General features: G+C 72.8%; 13 protein-coding genes. 6 read left to right on the forward strand and 7 right to left on the reverse strand.

Annotated elements, in window-relative coordinates; genetic code table 11:
• Positions 1-45: 45 nt before the first annotated feature.
• From LUZ64_RS32210 to LUZ64_RS32220, 3 genes are all read left to right on the forward strand, one after another.
• On the forward strand, positions 46-1,050 hold the full coding sequence (locus LUZ64_RS32210) for a proline racemase family protein (protein WP_095583782.1): 1,005 nt from the start codon (positions 46-48) through the stop codon (positions 1,048-1,050).
• On the forward strand, positions 1,047-2,417 hold the full coding sequence (locus tag LUZ64_RS32215; RefSeq protein ID WP_095583781.1) for an aldehyde dehydrogenase family protein: 1,371 nt from the start codon (positions 1,047-1,049) through the stop codon (positions 2,415-2,417). Before LUZ64_RS32210 ends, LUZ64_RS32215 begins: the two co-directional genes overlap by 4 nt.
• A 131-nt stretch (positions 2,418-2,548) precedes the next feature.
• Positions 2,549-3,235: a GntR family transcriptional regulator gene (locus tag LUZ64_RS32220; protein ID WP_095583780.1), complete on the forward strand. Its 687-nt coding sequence runs from the start codon at positions 2,549-2,551 to the stop codon at positions 3,233-3,235.
• A 13-nt stretch (positions 3,236-3,248) separates the two neighbouring features.
• Here the strand turns inward: LUZ64_RS32220 and LUZ64_RS32225 are convergent, their stop codons facing one another.
• Complete coding sequence (locus LUZ64_RS32225) at positions 3,249-3,797, reverse strand: hypothetical protein (protein ID WP_095583779.1); 549 nt, start codon at positions 3,795-3,797, stop codon at positions 3,249-3,251.
• Between the two features lie 85 nt (positions 3,798-3,882).
• Complete coding sequence (locus LUZ64_RS37630) at positions 3,883-4,821, reverse strand: GDSL-type esterase/lipase family protein (protein ID WP_095583786.1); 939 nt, start codon at positions 4,819-4,821, stop codon at positions 3,883-3,885.
• 215 nt (positions 4,822-5,036) lie between these two features.
• Here LUZ64_RS37630 and LUZ64_RS32235 point away from each other — a divergent pair, with 215 nt between their 5' ends.
• The 3 genes from LUZ64_RS32235 (at position 5,037) to LUZ64_RS32245 (ending at position 7,852) form a co-directional block, all read left to right on the forward strand.
• Positions 5,037-5,486, forward strand: coding sequence for a hypothetical protein (locus LUZ64_RS32235; protein ID WP_232389691.1), 450 nt, complete (start codon positions 5,037-5,039; stop codon positions 5,484-5,486).
• A gap of 10 nt (positions 5,487-5,496) precedes the next feature.
• On the forward strand, positions 5,497-7,290 hold the full coding sequence (locus tag LUZ64_RS32240; RefSeq protein ID WP_095583777.1) for an alpha/beta hydrolase: 1,794 nt from the start codon (positions 5,497-5,499) through the stop codon (positions 7,288-7,290).
• A 91-nt stretch (positions 7,291-7,381) separates the two neighbouring features.
• On the forward strand, positions 7,382-7,852 hold the full coding sequence (locus tag LUZ64_RS32245) for a hypothetical protein (protein ID WP_232389690.1): 471 nt from the start codon (positions 7,382-7,384) through the stop codon (positions 7,850-7,852).
• A 31-nt stretch (positions 7,853-7,883) separates the two neighbouring features.
• Here LUZ64_RS32245 and LUZ64_RS37635 read toward each other — a convergent pair whose 3' ends face one another.
• The 5 genes from LUZ64_RS37635 to LUZ64_RS32270 all read right to left on the reverse strand — a co-directional run bounded on the left by LUZ64_RS37635 (position 7,884) and on the right by LUZ64_RS32270 (position 14,953).
• Positions 7,884-9,080: a M48 family metalloprotease gene (locus LUZ64_RS37635; protein WP_170116892.1), complete on the reverse strand. Its 1,197-nt coding sequence runs from the start codon at positions 9,078-9,080 to the stop codon at positions 7,884-7,886.
• A gap of 492 nt (positions 9,081-9,572) precedes the next feature.
• Positions 9,573-10,190 (reverse strand): Pycsar system effector family protein, encoded by a 618-nt coding sequence (locus tag LUZ64_RS32255; protein WP_232398998.1) that lies wholly within the window; start codon positions 10,188-10,190, stop codon positions 9,573-9,575.
• Positions 10,187-11,464, reverse strand: coding sequence for a PE-PGRS family protein (locus tag LUZ64_RS32260; RefSeq protein WP_095583774.1), 1,278 nt, complete (start codon positions 11,462-11,464; stop codon positions 10,187-10,189). Before LUZ64_RS32260 ends, LUZ64_RS32255 begins: the two co-directional genes overlap by 4 nt.
• Before the next feature lie 133 nt (positions 11,465-11,597).
• Positions 11,598-14,009, reverse strand: coding sequence for a hypothetical protein (locus LUZ64_RS32265; protein WP_095583773.1), 2,412 nt, complete (start codon positions 14,007-14,009; stop codon positions 11,598-11,600).
• Positions 14,006-14,953, reverse strand: a complete 948-nt coding sequence (locus LUZ64_RS32270; protein ID WP_232389686.1) for a hypothetical protein — start codon at positions 14,951-14,953, stop codon at positions 14,006-14,008. Before LUZ64_RS32270 ends, LUZ64_RS32265 begins: the two co-directional genes overlap by 4 nt.
• Positions 14,954-15,070 lie beyond the last annotated feature (117 nt).

Genomic DNA, 15,070 nt, shown 5'->3' on the forward strand with positions numbered 1-15,070 from the left:
TTCCCTCTACCGCATCCTTCCCGCTGTCCGAAGGAAAGGACAACCGTGCGCACCCGTCATGTCTTCCATGCCGTCGACTCGCACACCGAGGGCATGCCCACACGCGTCATCACCGGCGGCGTCGGCGTGATCCCCGGCGCCACCATGGCCGAGCGCCGGCTCCACTTCATCGAGCACATGGACCACCTGCGGACGCTCCTGATGTACGAGCCGCGCGGCCACGCCTCGATGAGCGGCGCGATCCTCCAGCCCCCCACCAGGCCCGACGCCGACTACGGCGTCCTCTACATCGAGGTCTCCGGGGTGCTGCCCATGTGCGGGCACGGCACCATCGGGGTCGCCACCGTGCTCGTCGAGACCGGCATGGTGCCGGTCATCGAACCCGTGACCACGGTGCGCCTCGACACCCCGTCCGGGCTGATCACCGTCGACGTCCGGGTCGAGGACGGGGCGGCCAGGTCCGCCACGCTCACCAACGTGCCCTCCTTCTGCGTCGGCCTCGACCGCAAGGCCGACGTCCCCGGCCACGGGACGGTCACCTACGACCTCGCTTTCGGCGGCAACTTCTACGCCTTCGTCGAACTCGACGCCCTGGGGCTTCCTTTCGACCGGGCCCGCAAGGACGACCTGCTCGCCGCCGGACTCGCCGTCATGGAGGCGGTCAACGCCTCGCCGGACCGGCCCGTCCACCCCGAACACCCCGGGATCAGCGGGCTCAAGCACGTCTACCTCGTCGCGCCCGGTTCGGACGCCCGTCACTCGCGGCACGCCATGGCCATCCACCCCGGCTGGTTCGACCGTTCCCCCTGCGGTACGGGCACCTCCGCCCGGATGGCGCAGCTGCACGCACGGGGCGCGCTCCCGCTCGGCCGCGACTTCGTCAACGAGTCCTTCATCGGCACCCGGCTCACCGGCCGCCTGGTGGGGGAGACGGAGGTCGGCGGAGTGCCGGCCGTCGTGCCCGCCATCACCGGCCGCGCCTGGATCACCGGCACCGCCCAGTACTTCCTCGACCCGGACGACCCCTTCCCCGGAGGTTTCCTCCTGTGACCGCCGCCCCGAACCTCGTCGCCTCGCGCAACCCGGCCGACCCGTCCGACACCGTCTGCGACGTGCCCGCCCACGGTGCCTCCGGCGCCGCCGAGGCCGTCGAGCGGGCCCGTGCCGCCCAGCCCGGCTGGCTCCTGGCCGGTGCCGCCGCCCGCTCCTCCGCGCTGTCCGCCGTCGCCGCGGCGATCGAGGCCGCGGCCGCCGAACTCGCCGCCCTCGCCGTGCGCGAGGCGGGCAAGCCGCTCGCCGAGGCACAGGCCGAGGTGACCCGCACGGCCGCGATCTGGCGGTACTACGCCCAGGCGCCCTACGAGCCCACCGGCGCCGTCCACGAGACGGCCGGCGGCCCCGGCCTGCTGCTGACCCGGCGCCGCCCGCACGGCGTCGCCGGACTCGTCACCCCCTGGAACTTCCCCTTCGCCATCCCCTCCTGGAAGGCCGCGCCCGCGCTCGCCGCCGGTAACACGGTCGTACTCAAGCCCGCGCCCGAGGCCACCGCCTGCGCGCTGCGCCTGGCCGAGCTCGTCCAGGGGGCGGTGCCCGACGCCGTGTTCACGGTCGTGCCCGGCGGCGCGGCGGAGGGACACGCCGTCGTCGCGACCGCCGACGTCGTCTCCTTCACCGGCTCCACCGCCGTCGGCGAGGCGGTCACCCGTGCCGCCACCGCCCGGGGCGTCCCGGTCCAGGCCGAGACGGGCGGGCTCAACGCGGCGATCGTCCTGCCCGACGCCGACATCGGCCGGGCCGCCGCCCACATCGCCGCGGCGATCGCCGGATACGCCGGGCAGAAGTGCACGGCGACCAGCCGGGTGATCGCCGTCGGCGCGGCCCTCGACCCCCTGCGCGAGGCCCTCGCCGAAGCCCTGCGCGCCCTGCCCGTGGGCGACCCGGCGGACCCGGCCACCGTGTGCGGCCCCCTCATCTCGGGCCCGGCGCGGGACCGGTTCGACGCGTCGCTGTCCGGTGCCCCCGTCCTCGCCACCGGCACCGCACCGGACGGGCCCGGCTGGTACGCGGCCCCCACCGTGGTCGAAAAAGCGCCGGCCGGGCACCGGCTGCTCACCGAGGAGGTCTTCGCCCCCGTCGCCGCCCTGCTGCCCGCGGACGACCTGGCGCACGCCGTACGGATCGGCAACTCCGTTCCGTACGGCCTGGTCACCTCGGTTCACACCGGCGGGATCGAAGCGGTGCTGAACGGTCTCGACGGCCTCGACACGGGAATGATCCGCGTCAACGCCCCTTCCACGGGCGTCGACTTCCACCTTCCGTTCGGCGGCACCAAGGCCTCCGGGCACGGCCCGCGCGAGCAGGGGCGGGCGGCGCTGGACTTCTACACGTCCAGCCGGACCTACACCCTCGCTCCCTGAGAAAGATGTGACATTGTACGCTCGTTGGTCCGTCCAGGTACGGACCAGCCGGGAGCGCGGCTGCGCACGTACCGCGGACGCGGCTGCCGGACCTCGGCCGCCGCACCGGCGACGAAGGGACACGGGACACCATGGGCCACCTCAAGCAGCGCACCCTCATCACCGCCACCGAGCGGCTGCGCGACCAGGTCGCCCACGCCCTGCGGGCCGCCCTCATCTCCGGCGAACTCCGTCCCGGCGAGGTCTACTCCGCACCGCAGCTCGCGGAGGACTTCGGCATCTCCGCGACCCCCGTGCGCGAGGCCATGCTCGACCTCGCCCGCGAGGGCCTGGTCGAGCCGGTCCGCAACAAGGGCTTCCGGGTCACCGAGGTCAACGAGCGCGACCTGGACCAGTACACCGAGATCCGCACGCTCATCGAGGTCCCCACCACGGGCCGCGTCACGCGCACCGCGGCCCGCGAGGACCTCGAAGCGCTCCGCCCGGTCGCCGAGGAGATCGTGCGCGCCGCCCGCGACCACGACCTCATCGGCTACCTGGAGGCCGACCGGCGGTTCCACCTCACCCTGCTCGCCCTCTCCGGCAACGAACGCCTCGTCGAGACCGTCGGCGACCTGCGCAAGCGCTCACGTCTGTACGGGCTGACCGCGCTCGACCGGCGCGGCGAACTCATCCCCTCCGCCGAGGAACACCTCGAGATCCTGGACCGGATGCTCGCCGGTGACGCCGAGGGCGCCGAGGAGTGCATGGCGCGGCACCTCGGGCACGTGCGCTCCCTGTGGGCCAAGGGCAGCGACAAGGACCCGGTGCCGTCCTGACCTCGCCGCTGCTTCAGGAGGGGTACTTGCGCGCGGTGACGTAGCTGAACGGCTCGCAGACGCCGGCGCTGTGGTGGCCGGCGGCCGCGAGGGCCAGAGCCAGCCGCTCGCGTGCTTTGAGGCCCAGGCCCGCCGTGGCGTGCAGCGCGCCGAGCGCGAACTCGTCCCCGCACCCGACGGCCGCGTACCCGTCGGCGGACTCGCCTATCTGGTAGTCCTCGTAGACGACGAACAGGCGGTCGTATATCCCGACGAGGAACGTCCCGGCCTTCTCCTGCTCGGAGTCCTTGCGCGACCAGCCGCCGTCCTTGAGGCAGCCGCGCAGCTTGTCGACGAAGACGGTGGTCATGAACCGGTCCAGGTCGCCCTTGGGCTTGGGCGCCTTGAACGCGTGGTGCAGCAGCTGACCCATGCGGAAGCTGGTGGTGAAACCCATGGCGTAAGGGCCGTTGCGGAAGAGCTTCGGATCCCGGCGGACGGTGAGTCTCAGACCGGCGACCCCCGCCGAGTCCCCGCCCAGATGCACCCGCCCGTTGTGCACGAGCCCGACGATCACGGTCATGGCCTCCCCTTCCGCTGCGCCGTCCCCTCGATACTGCGCGCGAGGAGACGGGCGGAAACCGGGCGGGGCCCCTCGGGGCAGGGGTTCAGCGGGCTACGGCGTCCAGGTGCCGGTAGAGCACCTCGTGGCCCTCGGCCTCGGGGTGCAGACCGTCGACGAGCAGATCGGCCCGCTCGCGGAGCGGCTCCCACATGTCGAGGTGGTCGACGTGGTGAGCGTCGCACCAGGTCCGTACGGACTCGCGCACGGCCAGTGCCCGCTCCTCCGTGAAACGCAGACCCCAGCAGTCGCGGGTGCGCGTCTCGTCGAGCCACATCGGGCCCATGACGACGAGCCGCGCGTTGTGGCTCAGCGCCGTGGCCGCGAGGGAGTCGAGACTGTCCGTGACGCGCGGAAGCTCGTCGGAGAGCGCCCCGGGGCCGGAGAGCGGCTGGGCGGAGTCGTTGACGCCCGCGGCGACGAGGAGGGTGTCCGGCAGGCGCGGAGCCAGCAGCGCGGGCGTCTGCTCACTGACCTCGGCCAGGGTGGCGCCGGGGATGGCCAGGTTGAAGACCCGGTGGTCGGCCTCGTTCGCGCCGATGTGCGAGGCGGCCAGCCGGGCCGCCCAGCCGCCCCGCGGATCACAGCGCCCGTAGGCGATGCTGTCGCCCACGATCACGATGCGCGCCGCCGGGCGCAGCGGCTTCGCGTCCAGGTAGGCCCAGGCGCTCTCCCCGGAGGAGAGCAGCACCCGCCGGCGCGCGTAGTCGTCGACCTCATAGGCGTCGGCCGCGGCGAGGTCCTGGTCGGTGAGGTGCAGGACGGCGCCCTTGACCTCGGCGCCGATCCTGCGCTCCAGGGTCAGATGGACGTCGAGACCGCTGGCGGCGATCACGGCCGGGTCGGTGATCGGCTGGGGCCGGGTGGCGTAACCGGCCAGCGAGGCGGGGGTACTGGGCACGGGCCGGCCGAAGAGGGCGGTCTGGACCTGCTCGTCCAGCAGCGTGCCGAAGGAGAAGAGGGTGTGGGGGCGTGAGTCGGACACGGGGAGGGGCACGGCCTTTCGGGAGGGTGTTCGGATCTTGATCGCTCCACCCTATTCGGCCGACTCGGTGCGCCGGCGGGGGTGTGCGCGGGCGGGACTTCGGAGGAGGGGCGGGTATCGAACATGAGTACCTGTACTCATGTTCGCGCATGGATTGCCGGGTAGCGTTCCCGCTGCACGGAGTACAGAGCACGAAGGAAGCAGGGCAAGGAAGAATGGCTTCCTTTGAGACCGAGTGGGCGCAGCTCAAGCAGGGGGACTCGGTCGGCGACGGGATGCGTCTCGCGGGTGCCGGCGGTGCGGCCGGGTGGGGCAAGGGTGCCGCGGGCGGGGTGAAGTCCAGCAAGAACGCGTGGAACACCGCCGCGGACGGTGTCGGGCGGCTCGGCGGGAACGTCAAGCAGGCGCTGACGGCTCTGGAACAGGGCCAGAAGGGCACGGGCGCCCAGGGGGTGCTGAGCGCGGCGGCCCAGCGGGAGGTCTACCGGTCCTGGAAGCAGTATCTGGACGCGATGACCGGCAGGTGCGCCGCGCTCACGGAGCGCCTGGAGAAGGCGGGCAATCACCAGTACAAGGGTGAGCAGCAGATCACGGAAGCCTTCGATCAGATGAAGAAGCAGTACGAGGACACCCAGGCCGTCGGCGGCCGGAACGCGGGCCGGTGATCCGGACCTCATGGATTACGCGGCGCTCAAGGCGTTCAAGAAGTCGCAGTACACCGACGCGGCGGACTCCTACCGCACCACCGGCGACATGGCCGATCAGGCGAAGGCGGGCATAGAGAACCAGATCACCGCCTCGATGCGGAAGACCCTGAGAGGTGAGGCCGCCGACGCGGCACTCTTCCAGCTCAGGGAGCTGGCGAAGAACTTCCACTACGTTCAGGTCGAATGCGGCCTGGTCAGCACCGCACTGAACGCTTTCGCGTCGGATGTCGAGGCGGCGAGGACGAAGCTCGACCGGGCGGTGGAGGACGCGGAGTCCAGGAAGTTCACGGTGGGCGCCGACGGTTCGGTCAGCTACCCGGAAGGTGGCGAGAAGACCGACGGCAAGACGCCGAAGGGCGGCACGGCCAACGGCACCACGGACGCGACCGCCCGCGCCATCAACCGCCAGGCCGCGAACTTCGACCCCAACCCGAACTTCGCCCCCGCCCAGGAATGCGCCGACCGCATAGCCGAGGCCCTCAAGGAAGCCACCGTGGCCGACGAGAAGTGGGCACCGAAGCTGCGCTCCCTACGAGCCGACGACGACCTGACCGTCTCCAGCAGCGACTGGGTGGACGCCCAGGAAGACATGGGCCGCGTCCGCGACGGCGCGAAGTCCTACCTGGACCACATCAAGGCCCCGCCCAAGGGCGGCGACCCGGAAGCCAACGCGGACTGGTGGAAGAAGCTCTCGGAACGGGAGAAGTCCGCCTACCTTGCGGTGCACCCGGCCAGTGTCGGCGCGCTGAACGGCCTGCCCGCGGCGGTGCGTGACGAGGCCAACCGTACGGTGCTGGACGAGAAGAAGGCCGAGTACCGGCAGCGGCTGAAGGCGATACCGGAGGAACCCGAAAGGTTCACGGTCTTCCGCGACAGCGTGAAGCCCAACGCCGACTGGGTGAAGTGGAACAGCAAGTACGGGGACGAGCGCGAGCAGCTGCGCGAGGCGTTGAAGGGGATGGACGCCATCCAGGACCGTCTCGACAGTACCGGCGGCAAGACGAACGTCCCCGAGGCGTACCTGCTGGCCTTCCACCCCGAGAAGGACGGCCGGGTCGTCCTCGCGAACGGCAATCCCGACACCGCCGACCACACGGCCGTCTACGTGCCGGGCACGAAGACACACCTGGGCAGCATCGAGGGCGACCTCAACCGTGGGGTGAAGCTGTGGCGGGCCAGCGACTCCCTTGCCGCCAGTTCCAAGGTCTCGACCATCACCTGGTTCGACTACGACGCCCCGAACCTCCTCGGTAACGCGACAAGCGACGGCTACGCGGAGAAGGGCGGCCCCGATCTGCGGGAATTCCTCGACGGGAACAAGGCCGCCCATCAGTCGGCCACGGGGAGCACCGCGCACACCACGATCATCGGTCACAGCTACGGCAGCACGGTCATCGGTGACGGCGCGAAGTCCGGCCACTGGCCGGACGGTCCGCTGGCCGTCGACGACGTCATCGCGGCGGGAAGCCCCGGCATGCAGGCCCGGCGCGCAGCCGACCTCGGCATCAAGCCGGGCCATATGTGGGCGGAGAAGGCCGACAACTACGACGACTGGTTTGTCCGCGAGGGCGGCCGGAACGTGGGGCTCGGAGGCGACCGTGTCATCCCCACCGACAAGGAGTTCGGCGCACAGGTGATGAAGTCCGACGCCCCTGACCACGGCGGCTACTGGAACATGGACGACGACGGAAATGCCTCCGTCAGCCTGCAGAACCAGGCGCGGGTCATCGTCGGCGAATACAAAGAGGTGACACTTGAGTGAGCTGCGCTCCGGGCCGGTGGTAACGGCCCGATGCTTCTCCCTGCCGATCGCCGCATTGGCGGCCGCATTGATTCTGACGGGATGCTCACTGGTGAACAGCGACAGCGGCAAGCTCGGCTACGAGCCGGAAGTACGCGCGGTCGAGCCGGCCGAGGACGAGGTCAACGCGATCTCCAGTCAGCTGCTCGACTGGATGGGCGTCAAAGGCAAGGTCACCGAATCGGGAGCGATGGCCGGTACCTGTGACGCCGTGGACCCGGACTTCCAGACGCACTATTCCGTGGAGCACCCCTGGTCCGTCTACGACCTGACGTCCGGGACGTTCGAGCAGGCCATGCAGAACCTCCGCGAGAAACTGCCGCAGAACGGCTGGGAGATCACCAGCGACGGCCTGACGAAGTCCCAGGCACGGAATCCCGAGATCGTGGCCGTCAACCGCGAGACCCACCACGGGGTCCGCATCGAGTGGGCCAGGAGCCGGTCCGGGAAACTGCCGAAGCTGATCACGGTCGACGTCGGCTCCCGCTGCTACAAGGCCCCCAAGGGCACCAAACTCGGCTGACCCCGGTCGGCCCGCTCCGGACCGCCGCACACTAGGGCCGTTCGGCCGCCTCGCGTCGCAGGTGCTGGAGGCGCGCCTCGAAGTTGGTGTGGGCCGACCTCGGCGGCTGCGGCACCGGTACCGCCTGCGGCGGCATGGGCGGCGGCATGGGCGGCGCCCCCGGCGGCAGGAAGTGCGGCGGTACCGGTGCGGGAACGTCCGGCGCGGACCACGCCCGGTGCTCCGTGGCGAGCACCGTCATCAGCTCGTCGCCGAACCCCAGCCCCGCCGCGTAGTCGTCCGCGCGGAACTCCGCGCGGCGGTGCAGCCAGGCGATGAGCACCGGGGCGGCGACGAGGGGCAGGACGAGCCACCACATCGACTCCTGGAAGGTGAGGATGTAGAGGAACTGGAGGAGCAGCAGCGTGAGACAGCCGCCGCAGGCCACGTTCGCCTTGCTCTTCGACCGCAGCAGACGGGCCAGACCGGTCCGGATCCACCGCCAGATCGTCCGGGCCGGCAGCGCGTACCAGTCGGCGAGCATGCCCGCCCAGGTGTGGCCGCCCACGTGGTGGCCCAGTTCGTGGGCGAGCACCGCCGCCAGCTGGGAGTTGGGTAAGCGGTCCATCGCGTGGCGGGTCACCGCGACGATGTGGCCGGCCGCGGCGGTCGCGTTCAGTTCGGCGCGTTCCTGCACCCATAGTTCGTAGGTGCTCCGACTCACCCCGGCGCGGCGGGTCACCTCCGCCCACACCGCGCCCAGGCGGTGCGCCTCCTCCGGTGTGGGGCGTCGCATGCCCAGCAGGTACCGGGCGATGGCGGCTTCGGCGGGGCGGTGGAAGACCAGGGGACCGGACAGCAGCCAGGCCGCGGCCATGATCAGCCCGAGGGCGGCGTTGACGAGCGAGAACGCGAAGAAGACCACGGAGAGGCTGATCAGCGCCACCGGGAGGCTCATCACCAACTGGGCGAGGGAGGCGCCGTCCACGCCGCGCTGATGCGCCTTGAGGTGCTTGCGTCCCGATTGCAGGGTCAGGTCGTCGTGGTGCGGATGAGGAGCAGTGGCGGGTGGGGTCGGCGGTGCCTCTGGGTGGGGAGGGGGTGCCGCTGCCGGTGTCCGGGCCGCGGGGGTGTTCGTACCCAGGTCCTCGCCCGGGTAAGGAGGCTCGTCGCCGGGGTAGGCGGGTGGTTCGGTGTCGTTCGGGTAGGGCTGGGGTGCCGTGTCGCCCGGGTACGCCGGTGGTGGCACATCGCCGGGGTAGGAGGGTGGTTCGCCAGGGTCCGGATACGCCGGCGGTACCGTCGCACGTGGATACGCCGGCGGCGCCATCTCGCCCGGGTGCGAGGGCGGTGCCGCTTCCTCCGGGTACGCGGGCGGTCGTACCGTCTCCGGGTACGGCTGAGATGTCGCCGCACCCGGGTACGCCGGGTTCGTCGCCTCGCCCGGGTACGGGGGCGGTGTCCCTTCACCCGGGTACACCGGAGACGCCCCCTCGCCCGGGTACACGGGCGGTGCCTCCACACCCTCCACTCCCGGATACGGGGGCGGTACGCTGCCGTCGACCGCGTACCCGTACGGTGCCGGCTCCGTACGCTCGGGCATCGTCGGATACGGCGGCGGATCCTGCGGCAGGGGAGTCGGCAAGGGCGGCGTGGCAGGCGGGTCGTGGCGGTTCTGGTCGGGCATGGGCGTACTTCTCCTGATCGGGAGTCAATTCCTAAGGCGGGCGGCGGCGGTCGGTCAGCCGACCAGGAGCGCGCCCGGCAGCAGCACCATCGCCGCCGTGAAGCCGGCCATGCCCGTGCGCAGCCACCGGTACTTGTGGGCGACGATCCGGCTGTTCTCCGTGAGTGCCATGAGGAGCGCGGCCACGGGAGCCCGCTCGGTCTCCCGCAGGGCCTCCTCCAGGGCCGTCGGTCCCTGGCGTGCCGCGCCGTGGATGTCGGCGAAGTGGGTGAGGGGCAGGCCGGGGCGCCACCCGCGCGCCCGGTAGCGCGGTATCACCGTCATCAGCAGCGAGAGCAGCGAGCCGACGAAGCAGACCGCGCCCGCCCACCAGAGCACCTCGCCGAGCACCGAGAGGGAGCCCGGCTGCCAGCCCCGTACGGCGAGCACCCCGACGAGCGCGGACGCGGCCATGCCCTGCGCGGCCACCAGCACGGAACCCTTGGTGTCGGCCCGGGCCGCCTCCTGACGCAGCTCCGCGAGGAGCCGTTCGGCCGTGCGCGGCGCGGTGCCGGCGGGCGGTGCCGGATCGGAAGGTCCCGAGTTGGAAGGTCCCGGGTTGGAAGATCCCGGGTTGGTGGGTCCTGGGTTGGAAGGTCCCGGGTTGGTGGGCTCCGGGGCTCCGGTGGTCACCGGTCGGCGGGCGGGGTCGAGGTCCGGTACCCGAAGACGGGGCCCGCGTCGTGCGCGGCGGCACCGTTCGCGGGGGCCCGCGGCGGAGCGGCGGGCCGCGGTGGCACCCCGTCGACCGGGGCCCGCGGCGGAGCGTCCGCCGGTACGGCGCCGTCCTCCGCCGGCTCCGCACGCTCCTCGGGCACCTCGTCCGGCAGCGGGCCCGCCGCACCCTCCACCGACCGCACGCCGTCCGGCGCCGAGAGCGGCAGCTTGGCGCTGAGGACCTCCCGGATCACGTTCGCCGCCAGCCTGCGCGGCTCGTCCAGCTGGTGCTCCTCCAGACCGCCCGGCCCCCCGCCGAGCGCCTGGAGCGCGACCTGGAGCTGGCTCTGCATCGCCCGCAGCTGGTCCTCCCGCAGGTTCTCCATGATCAGACGCGCGTCCTCCGGGTGCTGCGCGAGCTGGAAGGCCATGGCCGTCGGGCCGCCGCGCTCCATGTAGTGCGCGTAGTACCGGACTTTCTGTGCCTCGATCTCCTGGAGCTCCAGCTCCTGCCGGCCCTGGATCATCCGCCGCTCGTGGCCCAGGTTCTGGCCCCGCAGTTCGACGCGGTGCTGGTGCTCGCTCTGGGCGAGCGCCCGCTCCGCCGCCAGTTCGTCCTCCCGCATGAGCAGGGCGTGCCGGGGGTCGAGCTTCCGCCGCGCGAACTCGATGTCGCGCAGCTCCCGCTCGTGGGCGAGGGACGCCTCGTCCCGGCGGATCTGGATGCCGCACCGGACGTGCAGGCCGGCCGCCACGCCCAGCGGCCCGGCGTCGGCGAGCGCCTGCTGCGCGGCCTTCTCCGCCGCCGCGCTGTCCTCCATCGCGTACCCGCGCAGCACGGGACGTACGGCGTCGTCGACGAGGCGCCGCACCAGAGCGGGGACATCGCGCTCTCCACTGGCGACGAACGCCGCGGGCGTCAGCACCTGCCAGCTGCAGCTCACCGACACCTCGAAGAGGAAGGCGTCGTTGCTGCCGGGCAGCGCGAGGACGGTGTCCGCCTCGTGCAGCCCCATGTCCACCTCGTACACGCTGGTCCAGCGGCGGGTGGCCACCTCGGTGCGGCTCGGGCGGTTCGGTGGCAGGTAGGTGTCGAGCCCGCCCTGGGCCGTGGTGAAGACGAGGGCGTAGTCGATGCGCGTGCTGCGCAGCGGCTTGAAGCGCGACAGCTCCTGGATCGTGACGACCGGGTCGACGAGCTGCGTGTGGCGGTTCGCGTCCTGCTGCCACTGGGGCTGCTGGCTCATCATGGTGTTGCTGCTCCTTGGGACGGTTCGGTTCGGTGCGGCGGGGAGCCGTGGAGATCACGGACCGGGACGGGCGGGCACGCGCGGTCGGCCGACGCCCGGGCGACGGAGCCGGTGGGCGTGGGGATCGGCCGGTCTACGGCACGGGACGGGGCGCCGGAGCGGTCCACGCGTACGGCGGGAACAGGGTTCCGCGCAGCCGGAGGGCCACGGCGAGCGGTGCCGGGTCCCCTCCGTCGCGCAGGTTCTCCAGCAGGTAGGCGAGCCGCTTCGTGTCCTCGACCGACACCGTCAGAAGGGGCAGCAGCTCGACGAGGGCGCGCTCGGCCTCCGGGTCGTCCCCGGCCGCCCGGACCCAGCGGCGCATGGCCTCCAGGCCGGACCCGGAGCACAGAGGGTCGTTGAGCACGCTCCGCCACAGGGCGGCGAGCGACTGCCGGAGCAGCCCGCCGGGGGTGCCGGCCGCCGCCTCCGCGCGGCCGAACAGATCGAGGAGGAGAGGGCGGCCGGTGCCGTCGGCGCCGTCCGTGGGGCCGCAGGCGTGGACGACGGCGCGCAGGACGAAGTCCCGGGCCGCGCCGCCGCGCGTCAGGGGTACCAGCGCGGGCCACAGCTCGGTCGCCGCGCCACCGGCCTCGCAGGCGCCCGCGTCCTGCCCGGCCGCGAGCAGCAAGGTGGCCGCGGACTGGGCGAGTTCGTCGAGCTCCTCCGGCCAGGTGCGGACCGGGCCGCCCCGGGCGTCCATGGCGCGCGCCGCCTCCAGGAGCGCCTCGACGGCCTCCCGGGGGAAGGCGTCCCCGACGAGGGCGTACGTGCGCACCGCCGCCCGGCGCAGCCGGTGGTCGTTCGTCGTGCACCAGCTCCGCAGGATGCGCGGGACGTGCGGGGCGCCCAGGTGGTGGGCGAGGGCGAGCGCGTTTGCCGCGGCCAGCCGGGCGCGCGGCCGCCGTTCGAGGGCCCAGGGCCGGATGAGCAGGGCCATGGTCGAGGGCAGGTCGGTCTGCGCCAGTACCGCCGCCGTGGACGCGGCCCGGGTGCGGACGACGGCCCGGGGGTCGTCCGCGAGCCGGCGCAGCCAGGCCACGAGGGCGGGGCGGGACGACGGGTGGCCGGTCCAGACCTCACGGAGCAGGGTGATGGCCGTGAGCGGGTCGCGGAACTGCACCTTCGTCTGGAGCACCGGGCCCCATTCGGTCTCCTCGGCCTCCTGGTAGCGGTCCGCCCGCGCGTGCTCCACGCGCTGGGCGCTGGAGGTGCCGAAGACGGGGATGCGGGCCGGTTCGCCGGGGTTCTCGATGCGCTGGAGGTAGCCGAAGAGGACGTCGCTCAGCTCGGCGGTGAGGGGGTAGGGGGCCTCGTCGAAGGTGGCGAGGGCGATCAGGAACGCCTTGTCGTGGAGGCTCTGTTCCGTGCTGTCGAACCACTCCCGCACCTGTCGTTCGGCCGCGTAGTGGCCGAAGCCGGCGAGGGCCGTCAGGGAGAGGGCCCCCTGGGCGTACTCGGCGATCCGGTCGGCGAAACGGGCCAGTTCCGCCACGGGCCTGCGGTGCCCGAGCACCGACCGCACCTCGGCACGCGCGAGGAGGTCGTCGATGTCGTGGCCGGCCAGGTCCTTGTGGCGCAGGTGGCCGCGGAGCAGGGCGGCGGGCTCCGGGGGCCGCCACGCCACGTGCCCGTCGTCGCCGTGCACGACGGGGTGCGGTCCGACGACGATGACGAGGTGACCGCCGACCGCGTGCAGTCGCTCGCTCAGGGCGCGCAAGTGGTGCTCGCGCAGCGGTCGTTCGGCGGTGGTGGGGAAGTCGGCGACGAGATGTCCGCATCCCTCGCGTAACTCCCCGGTCAGACGGCCGGGGGAGAGGGCCGGGTCCAGGGCGCGGTAGGCGGTCCCGCCCACGGCGCGCAGCAGCATGAGGGCCGCGGCCCGGCGGCCGGTCGTCGCGGGGCCGGAGAGCACGGTCACGCGGTGCTGCCGGAGCCTGGTCAGAGCGACGTCGAACGGGCTGCCGGGCTCCCACTCGCCGTGGGGCGTGCCGGTGCGGGCGGCCGGTTCCCCGGTGACGGCTCCGGCGTCCTCCGCGCGCGGCGGGAACACGAAGCACCGCGCCAGCCGCTCCACCTCCGTGGCGGGGATCTCACCGGACCGCTCCTCGCTGTCCCCGCCCAGGTGGTACTCGACCTTGCTGCCGCCGAGGATCACGTCGCCGGTGACCTGGCCGCCGCTCACCCCGTGCTGGTCACCGCCGACGAGCGAGCCGCCCAGCCGCGCGGCGCGGCCGAGCATGATGGCCGGGCTGTGCCGGTAGAGGTCCTGGCGGGAGTCCCAGGCGTACTCGAACTCGGAGTCGGCACCGGAATCCGTGTCGTCCGGGTCCGGGCCCGGGGCCGCCGCCCCCGGTCCGGCGTGCGCATCGGCGGGCGCCTCCAGGGCCCCGGGGCCGCCGCCCCGCGCCCCGGCGGGCCCGTCCACGGGACCGCCTACCGGTCCGCCGGCGGGCCCGCCCGCCGGCTCGTCCCCCGCCGCCGGCTGCTCGTGAAGCGCGTTCATGGTCGGCCCCCGTTCCCGTTCCCGTCCTGACCGTTCCCGTCCCGGCCGTCGTCGGTCTGTACGTCACCGGTACGCCCGTTCGGCACCGGTTTCGTGACGGACCCGCCGAGTACGACATCACCCGTCACGTCGCCGCCGCTCACCCCGTGCTGATCGCCGCCGACGAGCGAGCCGTGCACCACCGGGGCGCCGTAGAAGTGGAAGACCGCACCGGCGGGCCGCTCCTGTTGCGGCTGCGGTTCGGGACCGGGCCGGGGCGGCGCCTGGGCTCCGTGGCCGGAAGGAGCGGCGGCCGCCGCCCGCTCCCGCCCGGCCGCCGCGCGCGGACCACCGGCCTCCGCCCCCTCCGGGGCCGGGGACGTCTCGTCCCCGTGGAGCCAGGCCGCCAGCACACCGTCCTTGACCTTCACCTCCGTCCGCCGGAACTGCTCGGGCCGGACACCGCGGTGGCCGTGCCGGACGACCCCCTCGTACACCGGTGCGCTCACCGCCAGCACGCAGTGCGAGTCCGTCCGCGCGGCGAGGGCGTCGCGCAGGGCGTCGGAGTCCAGCAGCCGGAAGGCCTGGTTGAGGTCGTGGCCGACCAGGCCGCCGGTGGTGCCCGCCTGCGGATCGTGGGCGACCTCTCCGGCGGCGAGCACGATGCGCAGCCGCATCTGGGCGCTGCCCGAGGCCAGCCGGTTGTGGTCGTGGAGGAGTTCGGGCGTGACCGTGAGCAGCGCGCGCAGGACCGCGGTCTTGGCCACGTCGCCGCTGAGGAGCACGATCAGACCGTCGCCGCGGTCCTCGCGGTACTGCTGGGTGGCCTCGGCGCCGGCCGTCACCAGGGTCTGGTCGACCACCGTGTTCAGGGTGCGCCGGAGTACCGCCTGCACCACGTCGTCGCGGCGGCTGAACCGCTCGATGTCGAGGAGCAGGATGGTCCGGTTGACAGGCTCGCGCATGGCCGCCTTCCGCTGGAGACGTGGGCCGTAAGGGCCCTTCGGGACATCGAAAAGATGCCACCGGTACGGAGTTTGAGGCGACGGAACCTAGCACATTCCCCATGTGACCGCGTACAC

Origin of the sequence: Streptomyces albireticuli (assembly GCF_021228125.1) — a bacterium.
GTDB lineage: Bacteria > Actinomycetota > Actinomycetes > Streptomycetales > Streptomycetaceae > Streptomyces > Streptomyces albireticuli.

Bases quoted from the DNA above. Each gene is read 5' to 3' on its own strand.
- LUZ64_RS32265 (WP_095583773.1), bottom strand. From the start codon at position 14,009: ATGAACGCGCTTCACGAGCAGCCGGCGGCGGGGGACGAGCCGGCGGGC.
- LUZ64_RS32235 (WP_232389691.1), top strand. From the start codon at position 5,037: ATGGCTTCCTTTGAGACCGAGTGGGCGCAGCTCAAGCAGGGGGACTCG.
- LUZ64_RS32260 (WP_095583774.1), bottom strand. From the start codon at position 11,464: ATGATGAGCCAGCAGCCCCAGTGGCAGCAGGACGCGAACCGCCACACG.
- LUZ64_RS32225 (WP_095583779.1), bottom strand. From the start codon at position 3,797: ATGACCGTGATCGTCGGGCTCGTGCACAACGGGCGGGTGCATCTGGGC.
- LUZ64_RS32220 (WP_095583780.1), top strand. From the start codon at position 2,549: ATGGGCCACCTCAAGCAGCGCACCCTCATCACCGCCACCGAGCGGCTG.
- LUZ64_RS32240 (WP_095583777.1), top strand. From the start codon at position 5,497: ATGGATTACGCGGCGCTCAAGGCGTTCAAGAAGTCGCAGTACACCGAC.
- LUZ64_RS32270 (WP_232389686.1), bottom strand. From the start codon at position 14,953: ATGCGCGAGCCTGTCAACCGGACCATCCTGCTCCTCGACATCGAGCGG.